The following is a 19157-nucleotide window of genomic DNA, read 5'->3' as shown; positions in this document are numbered from 1 at the left end:
TCGGCTCACCTGAGCCTGGGCTTCGTGCCCTGCCTGTTTAGGTGGTTGTGATAGCCGCAAGGCTAATAATTCTTGTATCAGGAGCATCTAGCCCATGAGTATGCAGGACCCGTTAGCGGACATGCTAACTCGCATCCGTAATGCCCAGATGGCTGAAAAGTCCGTCGTAAGCATGCCTTCCTCCACCCTGAAGGTCGCGGTTGCCAAAGTTCTGAAAGATGAAGGTTACATCGCTGGTTACCAGGTAACCGGTGAGGCCAAGCCTTCCCTGTCGATCGAACTGAAGTACTTCGAAGGCCGTCCGGTCATCGAGGAACTGAAGCGCTCCAGCCGTCCAGGCCTGCGCCAGTACAAGTCCGTCACAGATCTGCCGAAAGTACGTGGCGGCCTGGGCGTGTCTATCGTCTCCACCAACAAAGGTGTGATGACTGACCGCGCTGCGCGCGCTGCCGGTGTCGGCGGCGAAGTTCTGTGCACAGTGTTCTAAGGGGAGATAGGCATGTCTCGCGTCGCTAAGAACCCCGTTAAGCTGCCAGCAGGCGTCGAAGTAAAATTCGCCGGCCAGCAGCTTTCGGTGAAGGGTGCCAAGGGCACTCTCGAACTGAACGTTCACTCGTCTGTTGAAGTTACCGAAGAGTCCGGCGAACTGCGCTTCGTCGCTCGCAATGGTGATCAGCAAGCTCGCGCCATGGCCGGTACTACCCGCGCTCTGGTGAACAACATGGTCCAAGGCGTAAGCCAAGGCTTCGAGCGCAAGCTCCAGCTGGTCGGTGTTGGTTACAAGGCACAGGCAAAAGGCACCGTCCTGAACCTGGCTCTGGGCTTCTCGCATCCAGTGGACTACGAACTGCCAGCCGGTATCACCGCAGAAACCCCAAACCAGACCGACATCCTGATCAAGGGTATCGATAAGCAGCTGGTGGGTCAGGTGGCCGCTGAAATCCGCGATTTCCGTCCGCCAGAGCCTTACAAAGGCAAGGGTGTGCGTTACGCGGACGAAGTAGTCCGTCGTAAAGAAGCCAAGAAGAAGTAGGGCCTAGCAAATGACCGACAAAAAAGTTACTCGACTGCGTCGCGCTCGCAAAGCACGTCTCAAGATGCACGAACTCGAAGTCGTGCGCCTGTGCGTGTTCCGCTCCTCGCAGCACATCTACGCCCAGGTCATTTCGGCCGACGGCAGCAAGGTTCTGGCAAGCGCCTCGACCTTGGACAAAGACCTGCGTGATGGCGCCACTGGCAACATCGACGCGGCCACTAAGGTTGGCAAGCTGGTAGCTGAGCGCGCGAAAGCCGCCGGTGTATCTCAAGTTGCCTTTGACCGTTCCGGCTTCAAGTACCATGGCCGCGTCAAAGCGCTGGCTGATGCTGCTCGTGAAGGCGGGCTGGAGTTCTAAGTTATGGCAAATAACGATCAAAAGCGCGACGAAGGCTACATCGAGAAGCTGGTTCAAGTTAACCGCGTTGCCAAAACCGTAAAAGGCGGCCGTATCTTCACCTTCACCGCGCTGACCGTGGTGGGTGATGGCAAGGGTCGTGTAGGCTTTGGCCGTGGCAAGTCGCGCGAAGTACCTGCCGCGATCCAGAAAGCCATGGAAGCTGCTCGCCGCAACATGATTCAGGTTGACCTGAAGGGCACCACCCTGCAGTACGCCACCAAGGCTGCCCACGGCGCCTCGAAGGTTTACATGCAGCCTGCCTCGGAAGGTACCGGTATCATCGCCGGTGGCGCAATGCGTGCTGTCCTGGAAGTTGCTGGCGTTCAGAACGTTCTGGCCAAGTGCTACGGTTCGACCAACCCAGTGAACGTGGTTTACGCCACCTTCAAGGGTCTGAAAGCCATGCAATCTCCTGAATCCATTGCTGCCAAGCGCGGCAAGAGCGTCGAGGAGATCTTCTGATCATGGCAACCGTTAAAGTAACGCTGATCAAGAGCACCGCCGGCCGTCTGCCTAACCACATTCTGTGCGTTAAAGGCCTGGGTCTGCGTCGCATCGGTCACACTGTAGAAGTCCAGGATACTCCCGAGAACCGCGGGATGATCAACAAGGCTTACTACATGCTGAAGGTCGAGGGTTAATCGATGAAACTCAATGATCTGAGTCCAGCGCCGGGTTCCCGTCGCGAGAAGCATCGTCCGGGCCGTGGTATCGGTAGCGGTTTGGGTAAGACTGGTGGCCGCGGTCACAAAGGTCAGACCTCCCGTTCCGGTGGCACCATCGCTCCGGGCTTCGAAGGCGGTCAACAGCCGCTGCACCGTCGTCTGCCGAAGTTCGGCTTCGTTTCCCTGAAAGCCATGGACCGCGCAGAAGTGCGTCTGTCCGAGTTGGCCAAAGTGGACGGCGACGTGATCTCCGTGCAATCCCTGAAGGATGCCAACGTGATCGGCCAGAACGTACAGCGTGTGAAAATCATGCTGTCTGGCGAAGTCACTCGCGCAGTCACCATCAAGGGTATCGCAGCCACCAAGGGTGCGCGTGCGGCTATCGAAGCAGCTGGCGGCAAGTTCGAGGAATAAATGGCTAAGCAAGGTGCTCTCTCTTCGCTCGGTAAGGGCGGGATGTCGGAACTCTGGGCTCGTCTGCGCTTTCTGTTCATGGCGATCATCGTCTATCGGATAGGTGCACATATCCCGGTTCCCGGCATCAATCCGGACCGTCTGGCGGATCTGTTTCGGCAGAATGAGGGGACCATTCTTAGCTTGTTCAACATGTTTTCCGGTGGCGCGCTTGAGCGCATGAGCATCTTTGCATTGGGGATCATGCCGTACATTTCGGCATCGATCATCATGCAGCTGATGACTGCGGTCAGCCCGCAACTGGAGCAGTTGAAGAAGGAAGGTGAAGCTGGCCGTCGCAAGATCAGCCAGTACACCCGCTACGGCACCGTTATCCTGGCGCTGGTTCAAGCCATTGGCATGTCCATTGGCCTGGCCAACCAGGGCGTGGCGTTTTCTGTAGGCCTCGGCTTCCATGTCGTTGCCGTCTCCACTTTCGTGGCAGGCGCGATGTTCATGATGTGGCTGGGTGAGCAGATCACCGAGCGCGGTGTGGGCAACGGTATCTCGATGTTGATCTTCGCAGGTATCGTTGCCGGTCTTCCGAGAGCAATCGGGCAGTCTTTCGAGTCTGCGCGTACGGGTGATATCAACATCTTCGCCCTGGTCGCTATCGGTTTGCTTGCAGTAGCGATCATCGGTTTCGTGGTGTTCATCGAGCGTGGTCAGCGGCGTATTGCCGTTCATTACGCCAAGCGTCAGCAGGGCCGCAAGGTCTTCGCTGCGCAAACCAGCCACTTGCCGCTGAAGGTGAACATGGCAGGGGTAATCCCGGCCATTTTCGCGAGCAGCATCTTGCTGTTCCCGGCTTCGCTGGGTGCCTGGTTCGGTCAGTCCGAAGGTATGGGCTGGCTGCAGGACATCTCGCAGTCGATCGCTCCTGGTCAGCCGTTGAACATTCTGCTGTTTAGTGCAGGGATTATTTTCTTCTGCTTCTTCTACACAGCATTGATGTTCAATCCGAAAGACGTAGCGGAAAACCTGAAGAAGTCCGGTGCCTTTATTCCGGGTATCCGTCCTGGTGAGCAGTCTGCACGCTACATTGATGGCGTTCTGACTCGTCTGACCATGTTCGGTGCTCTTTACATGATGGCCGTCTGCCTTCTGCCCCAGTTCCTGGTGGTGGCAGCAAATGTGCCGTTCTACCTTGGCGGGACCTCGTTGCTGATTGTGGTAGTGGTTGTGATGGACTTCATGTCCCAAGTACAATCGCACCTCGTTTCGCACCAGTACGAATCCCTGATGAAGAAAGCCAACCTGAAAGGCTACGGTGGCAGCGGTTTGCTGCGCTGATACGCCCCTAAGGTTCGAGGAGTCGGTAATGAAAGTTCGTGCATCGGTGAAAAAGCTGTGCCGCAACTGCAAGATCATCCGTCGCGAAGGCGTCGTACGAGTGATCTGCAGCGCGGAACCGCGTCACAAACAGCGCCAAGGCTGAGTGTGATTCGCGCTTCAAACCCAGCAGCTAGTGTGCTGCTGGGTTGATTATTTGTTTCTACAGCGATATTATCTCGCGCCCTATTTCTTGGCTTCCGGGGCGTAGGTAGCTGTCAATTGGAGTCCCACTGAATGGCCCGTATTGCAGGCGTCAACATTCCAGATAACAAGCATACTGTTATCTCGCTGACCTACATCTATGGTGTCGGTCGCACTACTGCACAGAAAATCTGTGTGGATGCTGGTGTAAATCCAGCCGCTAAGATCAAGGATCTGAGCGACGAGCAAATCGAAACCCTGCGTGGCGAAGTCGCGAAGTTCACCACTGAAGGTGACCTGCGCCGTGACGTAAACATGAAGATCAAGCGCTTGATGGACCTGGGTTGCTACCGCGGCCTGCGTCATCGTAAAGGTCTGCCGGTTCGCGGTCAGCGCACCAAGACCAACGCACGCACCCGTAAGGGCCCGCGTAAGCCGATCCGCAAGTAATCGCCCAGGAATATAGACATGGCAAAACCTGCTGCTCGTCCTCGTAAAAAAGTCAAAAAGACAGTGGTTGATGGCATCGCCCACATCCACGCTTCTTTTAACAACACCATCGTGACCATCACCGACCGTCAGGGCAATGCTTTGTCCTGGGCGACCTCCGGTGGTTCGGGTTTCCGTGGTTCGCGCAAATCCACCCCGTTCGCAGCTCAGATCGCTGCTGAGCGTGCTGGTCAAGCTGCGCTGGAATACGGTCTGAAGAACCTCGACGTAAACGTCAAGGGTCCAGGTCCAGGTCGTGAGTCCGCCGTTCGTGCATTGAACAGCTGCGGCTACAAGATCGCCAGCATCACCGACGTGACGCCAATCCCGCATAACGGGTGCCGTCCGCCGAAGAAGCGTCGCGTGTAATCAGGAGACAGATAAATGGCACGTTACATTGGTCCAAAATGCAAACTGTCTCGTCGTGAAGGCACCGATCTGTTCCTGAAGAGCGGCGTTCGCGCTCTGGAATCGAAGTGCAACATCGAAGCAGCCCCAGGTATCCACGGCCAGCGCCGTGGCCGTCAGTCCGACTACGGTACCCAGCTGCGCGAGAAACAAAAAGTCCGTCGTATCTACGGTGTTCTGGAGCGTCAGTTCCGCGGTTACTACCAAGCTGCTGCCTCGAAAAAAGGCGCAACCGGTGAAAACCTGCTGCAACTGCTCGAGTGCCGTCTGGATAACGTCGTTTACCGTATGGGCTTCGGCTCGACTCGTTCCGAGTCCCGTCAGCTGGTTTCGCACAAAGCGATCAGCGTCAACGGTAAGACTGTAAACATTCCATCCTACCAAGTTCGTCCGGGTGACGTGGTCGCGGTTCGTGAGAAGTCGCTGAACCAGCTGCGCATTGTTCAAGCCCTTGAACTGTGTGCCCAGCGTGGCCGCGTTGAGTGGGTTGACGTGGATGCTGCCAAAAAGTCGGGCGTTTTCAAGAACGTTCCTGCTCGCAGCGACCTGTCTGCCGACATCAACGAAAACCTGATTGTCGAGCTCTACTCCAAGTAAGGGCTAGAAAATAGGTGCATCCATGCAGATTTCGGTAAATGAGTTCCTGACTCCCCGCCACATTGATGTGCAGGTAGTCAGTCCGACCCGCGCCAAGATCACGCTCGAGCCTCTCGAGCGTGGCTTCGGCCATACCCTGGGCAACGCGCTGCGCCGCATCCTGTTGTCCTCCATGCCTGGCTGTGCAGTAGTCGAGGCCGAGATCGATGGCGTACTCCACGAGTACTCCGCGATCGAAGGTGTACAGGAAGATGTCATTGAAATCCTGTTGAACCTGAAAGGCCTGGCTATCAAACTGCACGGTCGTGACGAAGTTACGCTGACCTTGTCGAAAAAGGGTTCGGGGGTGGTTACCGCTGCCGATATTCAGCTGGATCACGATGTCGAGATCGTCAACCCCGATCACGTAATCGCGAACCTGGCGTCGAATGGCGCCCTGAACATGAAGCTCACTGTAGCTCGTGGTCGCGGTTACGAGCCGGCCGACTCCCGTCAGACCGACGAAGACGAAAGCCGTAGCATTGGCCGTCTGCAGTTGGACGCGTCGTTCAGCCCTGTGCGTCGTATCGCCTATGTGGTCGAAAACGCACGTGTTGAACAGCGTACCAACTTGGACAAGCTGGTCATTGATCTGGAAACCAACGGCACCCTGGATCCTGAAGAGGCTATCCGCCGCGCCGCGACCATCCTGCAACAGCAGCTGGCCGCGTTCGTCGACCTCAAAGGTGACAGTGAGCCTGTCGTAGTCGAGCAGGAAGACGAGATCGATCCGATCCTGCTACGTCCGGTTGACGACCTGGAACTGACTGTACGTTCGGCCAACTGCCTGAAGGCGGAGAACATCTACTACATCGGCGACCTGATTCAGCGTACCGAAGTAGAGCTGTTGAAGACTCCTAACCTCGGCAAGAAGTCCCTGACTGAAATCAAGGACGTCCTGGCCTCTCGTGGTCTGTCTCTCGGCATGCGCCTCGACAACTGGCCGCCTGCAAGTCTTAAGAAAGACGACAAGGCGACCGCCTGATCGTCGTAATCACCGAACGTAGTGTTTGGTAAGGAATGAATCATGCGTCATCGTAAAAGTGGACGTCACCTGAGCCGTACCAGCTCTCACCGCAAGGCTATGTTCCAGAACATGGCAGTGTCGTTGATCGAGCACGAGCTGATCAAAACCACCCTGCCGAAAGCCAAGGAACTGCGTCGCGTTGCCGAGCCGCTGATCACCCTGGCCAAGGAAGACAGCGTTGCCAACCGTCGTCTGGCCTTCGACCGTACCCGTTCGAAGTCCGCTGTTGGTAAACTGTTCAACGATCTGGGCAAGCGCTACGCCACCCGTCAGGGCGGCTACCTGCGCATCCTGAAGTGCGGTTTCCGCGCTGGCGACAACGCGCCAATGGCGTACGTCGAGCTGGTTGATCGTCCAGTCGGTGGTGCTGTAGAAGCTGCCGAGTAAGACGTTTTGTCTGCTACAAAGAACCGGGCCTAGTGCCCGGTTTTTTGTGTTTCAGGCCATTAACAATCTCTATTGTAGTCAGTAATTCAATGAATTTGTCGTTGATCGCGATCCTGCTGATAATTCTCCCAAGCCGACATACAGGCATTTGAGACTGATCGAGGAAAGCTCATGAGCAAAACGCTTACTACCGCCAGCGGTGCCCCTGTTGCGGATAACCAGAATTCCCGTACCGCAGGCCCACGCGGCCCCCTGCTGCTCGACGACTTCCACCTGATCGAGAAGCTCGCGCATTTCAACCGCGAAAATATCCCCGAACGACGTGTGCATGCCAAAGGCTCTGGTGCCTACGGCACGTTCACGGTGACGCGCGACATCACCCACCTCACCCGTGCGAAACTGTTCGAGCAGGTTGGCAAGCAGACCGAAACGTTTCTGCGATTCTCCACTGTAGGTGGAGAGCGCGGCTCGGCCGATACAGAGCGTGACCCTCGAGGTTTCGCGGTCAAGTTCTATACCGAAGAAGGCAACTGGGACATCGTCGGCAACAACACGCCGGTGTTTTTCATCCGTGATCCACTGAAGTTTCCAGACTTCATTCACACGCAAAAACGCCACCCTCAGACCAACCTGAAGAGTGCCCAAATGATGTGGGACTTCTGGTCTCATTCGCCGGAAGCGCTGCACCAGGTCACGATCTTGTTTTCGGACCGCGGCATTCCTGACGGCTATCGGCATATGCACGGCTTCGGTAGCCACACCTACAGCTTGATCAGCGCGGACGGTCAGCGTACATGGGTCAAATGGCACTTCAAGACTCAGCAGGGCATCAAGAATCTGGCGCCCGCTGAAGCTGCGCGTTTGGCCGGTACCGATCCGGACTACGCCCAGCGCGACCTGTACGAGGCAATCGAGCGTGGCGACCACCCACGCTGGACTGTATGCATCCAGGTCATGAGTGAAGCTGAGGCTGCGAACCGCCCCGAGAATCCGTTCGATGTGACCAAGACCTGGTCGCAGAAAGATTATCCGCTGATTGAAGTAGGCGTACTGGAGCTCAACCGCAACCCGCTGAACTACTTCGCTGAAGTTGAGCAGGCTGCCTTCGGGCCGAGCAATATGGTCCCTGGGGTGGGGCTGTCACCTGATCGCATGCTGCAAGGCCGGGTGTTTGCTTATGCCGATGCCCACCGCTATCGGGTAGGCACCAACCATCAGCAATTGCCGGTGAACGCGCCCCGCTGTGCGGTCAATAGCTACCAGCGTGATGGTTCGATGGCGATGGGTGCCTACGGAGGGGCACCCAATTATGAGCCCAACAGCTACGCCGATGCTCCCAAGCAATCGCCGCGTCATGCAGAGCCCGGGCTTGCGCTTAGCGGTTTGGCCGATCGGTATGATCATCGCGAGGACACTGATTACTTCAGCCACGCGGGCGCCCTGTTCCGGTTGATGAGCCAGGCGCAGCAGGAGCTGCTGGTCAGCAACATCGCCGGGGCAATGGCCGGCGTGACCGACGATGTGATCCAGCGTCAATTGCAGTACTTCTTCAAAGCCGATCCCGCTTACGGGGCGGGTGTCGCTAAGGCGCTTGGAATGAATATCGCCTAAGTCGAAGTGATAAGAATAACCGCCCTCATTTGGGCGGTTTTTCAATGAATATCACTACCGTTTGCCCGATTTTTTGCATCGAGTCGTGCGTTTTTCAGTGACCAGGCGCACAGCGTGGTTCACACTATGCGGCATACACGCTTCCATATGGAGAACCCCGGCGATGCAAGGCCACCCAGACGTCATCAATTACCTCGTCATGCTGCTGAAGGGCGAACTGGCCGCACGTGACCAGTACTTCATTCACTCGCGCATGTACGAAGACTGGGGCCTTACCAAGCTCTACGAGCGCATCAACCATGAGATGGAGGAAGAGGCTCAGCATGCTGACGCCTTGATGCGCCGCATTCTCATGCTCGAGGGCACCCCGGACATGCGTGCGGATGACCTTGAAGTGGGCACCACCGTCCCTGAAATGATCGAAGCTGATTTGAAGCTGGAATACAAAGTGCGAGCGGCGCTTTGCAAGGGGATCGAATTGTGCGAACTGCACAAGGATTATGTGAGCCGTGACATTCTGCGCGCGCAACTGGCCGATACCGAAGAGGATCACACCTATTGGCTTGAGAAGCAGCAAGGCTTGATCAAGGCGATCGGTCTGCAGAATTATCTGCAATCACAGATGTAATGCCTTGATTGCTGTGTGCTTGAGTCGTGTGTCGGCTCTAGCACAAGGGCTACAAGCCGATGAAAAAGGGGCGCCGAGGCGCCCCTTCGCGTTCATCACGCCCGGTCTCGCTCCAACAGAGGCTTGAGGTAGTGCCCGGTGTAGGATTGTTTCATCTTGCTCAGTTCCTCGGGCGTGCCACACGCGATGATCTGCCCACCCTTTGAACCGCCCTCCGGTCCAAGGTCCACCAGCCAATCGGCAGTCTTGATAACGTCCAAGTTGTGCTCGATGACCACCACGGTGTTGCCGTGGTCACGAAGCCGGTGCAGAACGTCCAGCAGCTGCTGGATATCGGCGAAGTGCAGGCCCGTAGTAGGCTCGTCCAGGATATACAAGGTCTTCCCAGTATCGCGCTTGGACAGCTCGCGTGACAGCTTCACACGCTGTGCTTCGCCCCCAGAAAGCGTGGTCGCCGATTGACCGAGCTTGATGTAGGAAAGGCCCACGTCCATCAGGGTCTGGAGCTTGCGTGCCAACGCAGGCACCGCATCGAAGAACTCGCGCGCATCCTCGATGGTCATTTCCAGCACCTCGTGAATGTTCTTGCCCTTGTACTTGATCTCCAGGGTTTCGCGGTTATAGCGCTTGCTCTTGCACACATCGCAAGGCACGTAGATGTCCGGGAGGAAATGCATTTCCACCTTGATCAGGCCGTCGCCCTGGCACGCCTCGCAGCGCCCACCTTTCACGTTGAACGAGAACCGGCCCGGGCCATACCCGCGTGAACGAGATTCAGGCACCCCAGAGAACAGCTCGCGGATCGGCGTGAAGATCCCTGTATAGGTAGCGGGGTTGGACCGGGGAGTGCGGCCAATGGGGCTCTGGTCGATATCCACCACTTTGTCCAGGTGCTGCAACCCATCCATGCTGGCATGGGGCGCTGCTTCGAGGCTGCTTGCGCCATTCAGGGCCGTGGCCGCAAGGGGGAACAGGGTGTTGTTGATGAGCGTGGACTTGCCGGAGCCTGAGACGCCGGTCACGCAGGTTAGCAACCCGATGGGGATTTCCAGGTCAACGTTCTGCAGGTTGTTGCCGCGTGCGCCCTTAAGCTTGAGCTGCAGCTTCTTGTCGCGCGGGGTGCGCTTAGCAGGGACCACGATCTTTCTACGGCCGGACAGGTACTGGCCGGTTACCGAGTCCGGGTGGTCCATGACTTCCTGAGGCGTGCCCTCAGCGACGATCTTGCCACCATGCACGCCAGCCCCTGGCCCAATGTCCACGACGTAGTCCGCCAGGCGGATTGCGTCCTCGTCATGCTCGACGACGATGACCGTATTGCCCAGATCGCGAAGGTGATTGAGGGTGGCAAGCAGACGATCGTTGTCGCGCTGATGAAGGCCGATGGACGGCTCGTCCAAGATGTACATCACCCCCACCAGACCCGCGCCGATCTGGCTGGCGAGGCGAATCCGCTGGGCTTCACCACCGGACAGGGTTTCTGCGCTGCGGTCCAGTGTGAGGTAATCCAGGCCCACGTTCACCAGGAACTGCAGCCGCTCGCAGATCTCCTTGAGAATCTTGGCCGCGATCTCGCCTCGGCGACCGGTCAATGTAAGCGCGCTGAAGTAGCCACTGGCGTCACCAATCGGCATGTTGGCGACTGCCGGAAGCGTCTTCTCGCCAACCCACACGTGACGCGCCTCGCGCCGCAGTCGCGTGCCGCGGCAGTCCGGGCACGGTTGGGTGCCCAGGTACTTGGCCAGTTCCTCGCGTACGGTATTGGACTCGGTTTCGCGATAGCGACGTTCCAGGTTGGGGATGATCCCTTCGAACGGGTGCGAGCGCTTGACGATGTCACCCCGGTCGTTGAGGTACTTGAAATCCACGCTGTGCTTGCCGCTGCCTTGCAGGATCACCTTCTGATGCTCCGGCGCGAGCTCGCCGAATGCTTCGTCCAGGCTGAAGCCGTAATGCGCAGCCAGCGACCCTAGCATCTGGAAGTAGTAGACGTTACGGCGATCCCACCCGCGAATGGCGCCTTCGGCCAGGGTGAGTTGCGCATTGACCAGGCGTTTGGTGTCGAAATACTGCTTAACGCCCAGGCCATCACAAGTCGGGCAGGCACCGGCCGGGTTGTTGAACGAGAACAGCTTGGGTTCCAGTTCGCTGATTGCATGACCACAGATAGGGCAGGCAAAGCGTGCCGAAAAAATGGTCTCTTCGCCTTTCTCGTCGTCCATGGGCGCGATCAGCGCGATACCGTCCGCCAGCTTCAACGCGGTTTCGAACGATTCGGCCAATCGCTGCTGAAGATCAGCACGCACTTTGAAACGATCGACTACTACATCGATGCTGTGCTTTTTCTGCTTGTCCAGCTTGGGCAACTCGTCCAGTTCGTAGAGCTTGCCGTTGACGCGGGCGCGCACGAAGCCCTGGGCGCGCAGCTCGTCGAACACCGCCAGGTGTTCACCCTTGCGCTCACGGATGACCGGAGCCAGCAGCATCAACTTGCTGCCTTCCGGGCGCTCCAGCACCAGGTCGACCATCTGGCTGACCGTTTGCGCCTCCAGCGGTATGTCATGGTCTGGGCAGCGGGGTGTCCCGACCCTGGCGTACAGCAGGCGCAAGTAGTCGTAGATCTCGGTGATGGTGCCAACGGTGGAGCGGGGGTTGTGCGAGGTGGATTTCTGTTCGATGGAAATCGCCGGTGACAGCCCTTCGATGGTGTCGACATCAGGCTTTTCCATCATCGACAGGAACTGGCGGGCATACGCCGACAGCGATTCCACATAACGACGCTGGCCCTCGGCGTACAGCGTATCGAAGGCCAGGGATGACTTGCCCGAGCCCGACAGGCCGGTAATGACGATGAGCTTGTCCCGGGGCAGGGTCAGGTCGATGTTCTTCAGGTTGTGGGTACGTGCCCCACGAATCAGGATCTTGTCCACTGCGGCCTCGCTCGGCGGGCATAAACGAAGAATTATACGGCGCCCTGCCAGTACGCGGCAAAGCGTCGCGTAGATGCCGTCAAGCTGTCGGACTGATAGAATCGCCGCCGGTTCACACGAGATTAATCCATGCACGACACCCACAACGAGCGCATGAGCGGCAATGAAACCCGCGCCGCCGGCGGTCTGGCTCTGGTCTTCGCTTTTCGTATGCTGGGCATGTTCATGGTGTTGCCGGTCCTGGCCACTTACGGCATGGACCTGGCCGGCGCCACGCCCGCGCTGATTGGCCTGGCCATCGGCGCCTACGGCCTCACCCAGGCCGTGTTGCAGATTCCCTTTGGGATGATTTCCGACCGCATCGGCCGCCGGCCCGTCATTTACCTAGGCTTGATCGTGTTCGCCCTGGGTAGCGTCCTGGCAGCCCAGGCCGATTCCATCTGGGGGGTTATCGCAGGGCGCATTCTGCAAGGGGCGGGCGCCATTTCGGCAGCGGTGATGGCACTGCTTTCGGATCTGACCCGGGAACAGCACCGCACCAAGGCCATGGCCATGATCGGGATGAGCATTGGCCTTTCCTTCGCAGTGGCAATGGTCGTCGGGCCTTTGCTGACAAGTGCCTTTGGCTTGTCAGGATTGTTCCTTGCAACGGCCGGCTTGGCCTTGGTTGGCATCGCGTTGATTGCCTTCGTAGTACCCGCCACGCACAACATTTTGCAGCATCGCGAATCAGGCGTAGCCCGTCAGGCCATTGGCCCGACCCTGCGGCATCCGGACCTTCTACGGCTGGATGTGAGCATCTTCATCCTGCATGCCATTCTCATGGCCAGCTTCGTCGCGCTGCCTCTGGCCTTCGTCGAACGTGGCGGACTGCCCAAGGAACAACACTGGTGGGTCTACCTGACCGCGCTGTTCGTCTCATTTTTTGCAATGGTACCGTTCATCATCTACGGCGAAAAAAAGCGCAAGATGAAACGCGTGCTGGCCGGGGCCGTCAGCGTATTGCTGCTGGTCGAGCTATTCTTCTGGCAGTGGGCTGACGGTTTGCGCGGACTGGTGATCGGCACCGTGGTATTCTTCACCGCATTCAACCTGCTGGAGGCTTCGTTGCCTTCGCTGGTCAGCAAGGTGTCGCCAGCAGGTGGCAAGGGAACGGCGATGGGGGTGTACTCCACCAGCCAGTTTCTCGGTGCTGCACTAGGGGGCATCCTGGGTGGCTGGCTGTTCCAGCATGGTGGGCTGAACACCGTGTTCCTTGGTTGCGCGATACTGTGCGCCATCTGGTTGGCCGTTGCCTTGAGCATGAACGAGCCACCGTATGTGACCAGCTTGCGCATGCCTTTGTCGCCGGAGGCCACCAAGGATGCTGGCCTGGCTGCACGGTTGATGGCCGTGCCTGGCGTGACCGACGCTGTTGTGGTCTCGGAAGAGTCAGCTGTCTATATCAAACTGGATACGAAAATTTTGGACCGCACGACCCTGGAGCGCCTGATCAATCCGGCCTCAGCGGCGTGCGAAGCCTAGGAGAACGTTATGGCCCGTGGGGTTAACAAAGTCATTCTGGTCGGTACTTGTGGCCAGGATCCCGAAGTCCGCTACCTGCCCAACGGTAATGCCGTGACCAACCTGAGCCTGGCAACCAGCGAGCAGTGGACCGACAAACAGTCGGGCCAGAAGGTCGAGCGTACTGAATGGCACCGTGTGTCGCTGTTCGGCAAGGTTGCCGAGATTGCCGGCGAGTACCTGCGCAAAGGTTCGCAGTGCTACATCGAAGGCAAGCTGCAGACCCGTGAGTGGGAAAAAGACGGCATCAAGCGCTACACCACTGAAATCATCGTTGACATCAACGGCACCATGCAGTTGCTGGGCGGCCGTCCGCAGAACCAGCAAGGCGGTGGCGACCCGTACAACCAGGGTGGCGGTAACAACTACAACCAAGGTGGTGGTCAGCAGCAGTACAACCAGCAGCCGGCCCGCCAGCAGGCCCCGCGCCCGCAGCAGCAACAGCGCCCGGCGCCGCAGCAGCCAGCGCCACAACCGGCGGCTGACTTCGACAGCTTTGACGACGATATTCCGTTCTGATCGAACGTTAAGCGTTTCCCATCGAAACCCAGGGTTCATACCCCTGGGTTTTTTTTGGCTTGCGTTTACTGGTTCTACAAGTGCATCAGACCCGTCTTACAAAATTGTCAATCACGCCCGATTGATCCACGTCATCGCACCTTTTCGATTCCTTGCTAGTCTTACCTGTTGGCGGTCCTCAAACCGCCGTCACCGTGACTACCAAGAGGCGCCAGCCATGTTCTGTGCGCCCAAATCTGATCAGGAGTGCACGATGGATCTCAACCGTCGGCAATTCTTCAAGGTCGCCGCCGTCGGCCTTGGAGGCTCGAGCCTTGCGGCGCTGGGCATGGCCCCTACGCCTGCGTTCGCCGAGCAAGTGCGCCACTTCAAGCTGGCGCATACCAAGGAAACTCGTAACACCTGCCCCTACTGCTCGGTCGGCTGCGGCTTGATCCTGTACAGCCAGGGCGATGCGGGCAAGAACGTCAAGCAGAACATCATTCACATCGAAGGTGACGCCGACCATCCGGTGAACCGCGGCACCCTTTGCCCCAAAGGCGCGGGTCTGCTCGACTTCATCCATAGCCCCAGCCGCCTCAAGTACCCAGAAGTACGCAAGCCGGGTAGCAATGAGTGGGTACGCGTCAGCTGGGACGAAGCGCTCGATCGCGTGGCCACCTTGATGAAGGAAGACCGCGACGCGAACTTCATTGAGAAAAACGCCCAGGGGCAGACGGTCAACCGCTGGCTCACCACCGGTTTTCTTGCCGCTTCAGCCGCCTCCAGCGAGGCCGGCTACCTGACTCACAAGGTCGTTCGCGCAACAGGCATGCTGGGGTTCGATAACCAAGCACGTGTCTGACATGGCCCGACGGTGGCAAGTCTTGCCCCGACGTACGGCCGTGGCGCCATGACCAACCACTGGTCCGATATTGCTAATGCGAATCTGGTCCTGGTGATGGGTGGCAACGCAGCAGAAGCGCATCCGTGCGGCTTCAAATGGGTGACCGAGGCCAAAGCGCACAACAAGGCGCGGCTGATCGTGGTCGACCCAAGGTTTACCCGTACCGCTTCGGTGGCCGATTATTACGCGCCTATCCGTACCGGCACCGACATCGCGTTCATGGGTGGGTTGATCAATTACCTGCTGAGCAATGACAAGATCCAGCACGAGTATGTGCGCAGTTACACTGACGTATCCTTCATCGTCAAGGACACCTATGGCTTCGAGGATGGCCTGTTCAGCGGCTATGACGAGAGCAAGCGCATCTATGCCGACAAGTCTGGCTGGGGTTACGAGCTGGGCGAGGACGGTTTTGCCAAGGTAGACCCGACACTTCAGCACCCACGCTGTGTATTCCAGCTGATGAAGCAGCACTACAGCCGCTACACCCCGGAATTGGCGAGCATGACCTGTGGCATGCCGCAGGACGCCATGATGAAGGTGTGGGAAGAAATCGCGACGTGCTCGGCGCCGGGCAAGACCATGACGATCCTGTATGCGCTGGGGTGGACGCAGCATTCGATCGGCGCGCAGATCATCCGCAGCGCGGCGATGGTGCAGCTGTTGCTGGGCAACGTCGGCATGCCAGGTGGGGGCGTGAATGCCTTGCGTGGTCACTCCAATATTCAGGGCTTGACTGACCTGGGGTTGCTGTCCAACTCGCTGCCGGGTTACCTGACGCTTGCCGGCGACGCCGAGCAGGACTACGCCGCGTTCATCGACAAGCGTGCATCCAAGCCGCTGCGCCCGGGGCAGCTGTCCTACTGGCAGAACTACGGCAAGTTCCACGTCAGCCTCATGAAAGCCTGGTACGGTCCCAACGCCACCGCCGAGAACAACTGGGGCTACGATTGGCTGCCCAAGCTCGACGTGCCTGCCTACGACGTGCTGCGCATGTTCGAAATGATGAGCCAAGGCAAGGTCAACGGCTACATGTGCCAGGGTTTCAACCCGATTGCCGCCCTCCCTGACAAGAACCGCGTGACCGCGGCACTGGCCAAGCTCAAGTGGCTGGTGGTCATGGACCCGTTGGCCACCGAGACATCCGAGTTCTGGCGCAACGTGGGGCCGTTCAACGATGTGGACACGGCCGGTATCCAGACCGAGGTGATCCGCCTGCCCACCACCTGCTTCGCTGAAGAGGATGGCTCGCTGGTCAACAGCAGCCGCTGGCTGCAATGGCACTGGAAAGGCGCCGACGGCCCGGGTGAAACCCGCACTGACGTGCAGATCATGAGCGAGCTGTTCCTGCGCTTGCGGCAGCGGTACCAGAAGGAAGGGGGTGCCTACCCCGATCCACTGCTGAACATCCACTGGCCGTACAAGATCGCCCAAGAGCCGTCGCCTGAGGAACTGGCGAAGGAGATGAACGGCTGGGCCGTGACGGACTTCACCGACCCGACCGGTGCGACCGTCAAGTCCGGTCAGCAACTGTCGGGCTTCGGCCAGCTCAAGGACGACGGCAGCACGGCTTCTGGTTGCTGGATCTTCGCCGGCTGCTGGACCGAGCAGGGCAACCAGATGGCGCGCCGCGACAACAGCGACCCCTATGGCATGCATCAGGTGCAGAACTGGGCATGGGCGTGGCCGGCCAACCGACGCATTCTCTATAACCGTGCTTCCAGCGACCCGCAAGGCAAGCCCTGGGATCCGGAGAAGAAGCGTCTGGTCTGGTGGAACGGCAAGGCATGGGGCGGGACCGACGTGCCTGATTTCAAGGTCGATTCGCCGCCGGAAGCGGGCATGAACCCGTTCATCATGAACCCCGAGGGGGTGGCGCGTTTCTTCGCCATCGACAAGATGGCCGAAGGGCCGTTCCCCGAGCACTATGAGCCTTTCGAAACACCGATTGGCATCAACCCCCTGCACCCGAACAACAAGAAGGTGGTCAGCAACCCGGCAGGGCGCATCTTCGATTCAGTGTGGGACACCTTGGGTACACATGATGAATTCCCATACGCGGCCACCACCTACCGCCTGACCGAGCATTTCCACTTCTGGAGCAAGCATTGCCGGCTCAACGCCATTGCCCAGCCTGAGCAGTTCGTCGAGATTGGTGAAGTACTGGCCAATGAAAAAGGCATCAAGGCGGGCGACAGGGTGCGTGTGTCGAGCAAGCGCGGGCATATCGATGCCGTTGCGGTGGTGACCAAGCGGATACGTCCGCTGCAGGTCAACAACCAGACGGTGCATCAGATCGGCATCCCGCTGCACTGGGGCTTTACCGGGTCCACGCGGCACGGGTACCTGACCAACACCCTGGTACCGTTCCTGGGCGATGGCAATACCCAGACACCGGAGTCCAAGTCGTTCCTCGTCAAAGTGGAGAAACTCTGATGGCCAGCCAAGACATCATCGCCCGGTCGGCCACCACCACCGTGCCGCCTTCGGTACGCGAGCAGGAGCAGGTTGCCAAGCTGATCGACACCACCAAGTGCATCGGCTGCAAGGCCTGCCAGGTGGCGTGTTCGGAATGGAACGAGTTGCGCGACGAGGTTGGGCACAACCACGGGACCTACGACAACCCTCAGGACCTGAGCGCCGAAACCTGGACATTGATGCGCTTTACCGAGCACGAGCGCGACGACGGCAACCTGGAGTGGCTCATCCGCAAGGATGGCTGCATGCACTGCGCAGACCCCGGTTGCCTGAAGGCGTGCCCAAGCCCTGGTGCAATCATCAAGCACGCCAACGGCATCGTCGACTTCAACCAGGACCATTGCATAGGCTGCGGCTACTGCATCACCGGGTGCCCGTTCAATATCCCGCGCATTTCGCAGAAGGACCACAAGGCCTACAAGTGCACCCTGTGTTCCGACCGCGTCAGCGTAGGACTGGAGCCAGCCTGCGTGAAAACCTGCCCGACCGGCGCCATCGTCTTCGGCAGCAAGGACGAGATGAAGGTGCATGCCGATGAACGCATCGTCGACCTCAAGTCCCGAGGCTACGAGAACGCTGGGCTGTACGACCCTGATGGCGTAGGGGGGACCCATGTGATGTACGTACTGCACCATGCCGATACACCCAAGCTGTATGCCGGGCTGCCGGACCAGCCGGTGATCAGCCCGCTGGTGGGACTGTGGAAGGGCTTCACCAAGCCTTTGGCCTTGCTGGCCATGGGGGCTGCGGTGGTGGCCGGCTTCTTCCACTACGTACGGGTCGGGCCGCAGCGTGTCGAGGAGGACGAGCAGCCTGCAGCGTCCGACACCAGCGTGCACCAGGTAGACCCGGCAGTGCATGTGTTCGACCCGAACAAGTCCGATGGGCAAGGGGAGCAGCGGCCATGAACGACAACAAGCCTATCCTGCGTTACAACGCCAACGAGCGCAGCAACCACTGGATAGTGGCAATCCTGTTCTTTCTGGCGGGCCTGTCGGGGCTGGCGCTGTTTCACCCCGCCTTGTTCTGGCTGAGCAATCTGTTCGGCGGCGGGCCATGGACGCGCATCCTGCACCCTTTCCTGGGTGTGGCGATGTTCGTGTTCTTCCTGGGCCTGGTGGTGCGTTTCTGGCGTGCCAACTTCATTACCGCCAACGACCGCCTGTGGTTGCGCAGAATCGATCGGGTCATGCGCAACCAGGAGGAAGGGGTGCCTGCCATCGGCAAGTACAATGCCGGGCAGAAGCTGCTGTTCTGGACGCTGCTGGTGTGCATGCTGATCCTGATGGTCAGTGGGGTGGTGATCTGGCGCGCCTACTTCAGTCACTTCTTCGACATCGGCGCCATACGCCTGGCCACCTTGCTGCATGCCTTCGCGGCGTTTGTGCTGGTGCTCAGCATCATCGTGCACATCTATGCCGGTATCTGGATCAAGGGGTCGGTAGGCGCCATGCTGCATGGCTGGGTCAGCCGGGCCTGGGCGCGCAAGCATCATGAACTGTGGTATCGCGACGTGACCAGTGACAAAACGCCAACCGAGCACCGACGAAAAGAAGGATGAACGC

Annotated in this window: 21 protein-coding genes; 20 read left to right on the top strand and 1 reads right to left on the bottom strand. The window is 58.8% G+C overall.

The genetic code is table 11. The features are described from left to right. The first annotated feature begins 94 nt into the window (after positions 1 to 94). The 15 genes from rpsH to bfr all read left to right on the top strand — a co-directional run bounded on the left by rpsH (position 95) and on the right by bfr (position 9216). Positions 95 to 487, top strand: coding sequence for a 30S ribosomal protein S8 (gene rpsH, locus CWR53_RS20055; protein ID WP_008089805.1), 393 nt, complete (start codon positions 95 to 97; stop codon positions 485 to 487). A gap of 12 nt (positions 488 to 499) precedes the next feature. Beyond that, positions 500 to 1033, top strand: coding sequence for a 50S ribosomal protein L6 (gene rplF, locus CWR53_RS20050; RefSeq protein ID WP_058603948.1), 534 nt, complete (start codon positions 500 to 502; stop codon positions 1031 to 1033). A 10-nt stretch (positions 1034 to 1043) separates the two neighbouring features. After that, positions 1044 to 1394 carry a 50S ribosomal protein L18 gene (rplR, locus tag CWR53_RS20045; protein WP_008089801.1) on the top strand — a complete coding sequence of 117 codons (351 nt, stop codon included), beginning with the start codon at positions 1044 to 1046 and terminating at the stop codon, positions 1392 to 1394. A gap of 3 nt (positions 1395 to 1397) precedes the next feature. Beyond that, a complete protein-coding gene (gene rpsE / locus CWR53_RS20040) occupies positions 1398 to 1898 on the top strand; it encodes a 30S ribosomal protein S5 (RefSeq protein ID WP_003255465.1) in 501 nt (166 codons plus the stop codon). A 2-nt stretch (positions 1899 to 1900) separates the two neighbouring features. Then, positions 1901 to 2077 (top strand): 50S ribosomal protein L30, encoded by a 177-nt coding sequence (rpmD, locus tag CWR53_RS20035; RefSeq protein WP_023535007.1) that lies wholly within the window; start codon positions 1901 to 1903, stop codon positions 2075 to 2077. Between the two features lie 3 nt (positions 2078 to 2080). After that, the gene (gene rplO, locus CWR53_RS20030) at positions 2081 to 2515 is read left to right on the top strand and encodes a 50S ribosomal protein L15 (protein ID WP_023535012.1); all 435 of its coding nucleotides are present in this window, start codon (positions 2081 to 2083) and stop codon (positions 2513 to 2515) included. Next, a complete protein-coding gene (secY, locus tag CWR53_RS20025; RefSeq protein WP_003257108.1) occupies positions 2516 to 3847 on the top strand; it encodes a preprotein translocase subunit SecY in 1332 nt (443 codons plus the stop codon). 28 nt (positions 3848 to 3875) lie between these two features. Continuing rightward, complete coding sequence (gene rpmJ, locus CWR53_RS20020; protein WP_002555468.1) at positions 3876 to 3992, top strand: 50S ribosomal protein L36; 117 nt, start codon at positions 3876 to 3878, stop codon at positions 3990 to 3992. Positions 3993 to 4123: 131 nt separating this feature from the next. Next, the gene (gene rpsM, locus CWR53_RS20015) at positions 4124 to 4480 is read left to right on the top strand and encodes a 30S ribosomal protein S13 (protein WP_009681976.1); all 357 of its coding nucleotides are present in this window, start codon (positions 4124 to 4126) and stop codon (positions 4478 to 4480) included. A gap of 18 nt (positions 4481 to 4498) precedes the next feature. Beyond that, positions 4499 to 4888 carry a 30S ribosomal protein S11 gene (gene rpsK / locus CWR53_RS20010; RefSeq protein WP_003255454.1) on the top strand — a complete coding sequence of 130 codons (390 nt, stop codon included), beginning with the start codon at positions 4499 to 4501 and terminating at the stop codon, positions 4886 to 4888. A 15-nt stretch (positions 4889 to 4903) separates the two neighbouring features. Beyond that, a complete protein-coding gene (gene rpsD / locus CWR53_RS20005) occupies positions 4904 to 5524 on the top strand; it encodes a 30S ribosomal protein S4 (RefSeq protein WP_003257114.1) in 621 nt (206 codons plus the stop codon). 22 nt (positions 5525 to 5546) lie between these two features. Continuing rightward, positions 5547 to 6548 carry a DNA-directed RNA polymerase subunit alpha gene (locus tag CWR53_RS20000; protein ID WP_003255452.1) on the top strand — a complete coding sequence of 334 codons (1002 nt, stop codon included), beginning with the start codon at positions 5547 to 5549 and terminating at the stop codon, positions 6546 to 6548. A 42-nt stretch (positions 6549 to 6590) separates the two neighbouring features. After that, positions 6591 to 6977 carry a 50S ribosomal protein L17 gene (gene rplQ / locus CWR53_RS19995; protein ID WP_003255451.1) on the top strand — a complete coding sequence of 129 codons (387 nt, stop codon included), beginning with the start codon at positions 6591 to 6593 and terminating at the stop codon, positions 6975 to 6977. 171 nt (positions 6978 to 7148) lie between these two features. Further along, positions 7149 to 8588, top strand: a complete 1440-nt coding sequence (locus tag CWR53_RS19990) for a catalase (RefSeq protein WP_100852342.1) — start codon at positions 7149 to 7151, stop codon at positions 8586 to 8588. A gap of 163 nt (positions 8589 to 8751) precedes the next feature. Next, the gene (gene bfr / locus CWR53_RS19985) at positions 8752 to 9216 is read left to right on the top strand and encodes a bacterioferritin (protein ID WP_023534970.1); all 465 of its coding nucleotides are present in this window, start codon (positions 8752 to 8754) and stop codon (positions 9214 to 9216) included. Between the two features lie 95 nt (positions 9217 to 9311). On the opposite strand, the gene uvrA is transcribed toward bfr, so the two are convergent. After that, positions 9312 to 12146 carry an excinuclease ABC subunit UvrA gene (uvrA, locus tag CWR53_RS19980; RefSeq protein ID WP_058603950.1) on the bottom strand — a complete coding sequence of 945 codons (2835 nt, stop codon included), beginning with the start codon at positions 12144 to 12146 and terminating at the stop codon, positions 9312 to 9314. Between the two features lie 129 nt (positions 12147 to 12275). Between uvrA and CWR53_RS19975 the strand changes: the two genes are divergently transcribed. The 5 genes from CWR53_RS19975 to CWR53_RS19955 all read left to right on the top strand — a co-directional run bounded on the left by CWR53_RS19975 (position 12276) and on the right by CWR53_RS19955 (position 19153). Beyond that, complete coding sequence (locus tag CWR53_RS19975) at positions 12276 to 13670, top strand: MFS transporter (protein ID WP_058603951.1); 1395 nt, start codon at positions 12276 to 12278, stop codon at positions 13668 to 13670. A gap of 9 nt (positions 13671 to 13679) precedes the next feature. After that, positions 13680 to 14228 (top strand): single-stranded DNA-binding protein, encoded by a 549-nt coding sequence (locus tag CWR53_RS19970; protein ID WP_058638686.1) that lies wholly within the window; start codon positions 13680 to 13682, stop codon positions 14226 to 14228. A gap of 253 nt (positions 14229 to 14481) precedes the next feature. Continuing rightward, complete coding sequence (gene fdnG, locus CWR53_RS19965) at positions 14482 to 17550, top strand: formate dehydrogenase-N subunit alpha (RefSeq protein WP_138031836.1); 3069 nt, start codon at positions 14482 to 14484, stop codon at positions 17548 to 17550. Next, on the top strand, positions 17550 to 18500 hold the full coding sequence (gene fdxH / locus CWR53_RS19960; RefSeq protein ID WP_100852340.1) for a formate dehydrogenase subunit beta: 951 nt from the start codon (positions 17550 to 17552) through the stop codon (positions 18498 to 18500). Before fdnG ends, fdxH begins: the two co-directional genes overlap by 1 nt. Further along, positions 18497 to 19153, top strand: coding sequence for a formate dehydrogenase subunit gamma (locus CWR53_RS19955; protein ID WP_100852339.1), 657 nt, complete (start codon positions 18497 to 18499; stop codon positions 19151 to 19153). The genes fdxH and CWR53_RS19955 overlap by 4 nt, the downstream gene beginning before the upstream one ends. Positions 19154 to 19157: the final 4 nt, after the last annotated feature.

The sequence above is a fragment of the Pseudomonas sp. SGAir0191 genome (assembly GCF_002812565.2).
GTDB lineage: Bacteria > Pseudomonadota > Gammaproteobacteria > Pseudomonadales > Pseudomonadaceae > Aquipseudomonas > Aquipseudomonas parafulva_B.
The sequence above is the reverse complement of the archived record's forward strand: the minus strand, read 5'-3'. Positions and strand labels throughout refer to the sequence as shown.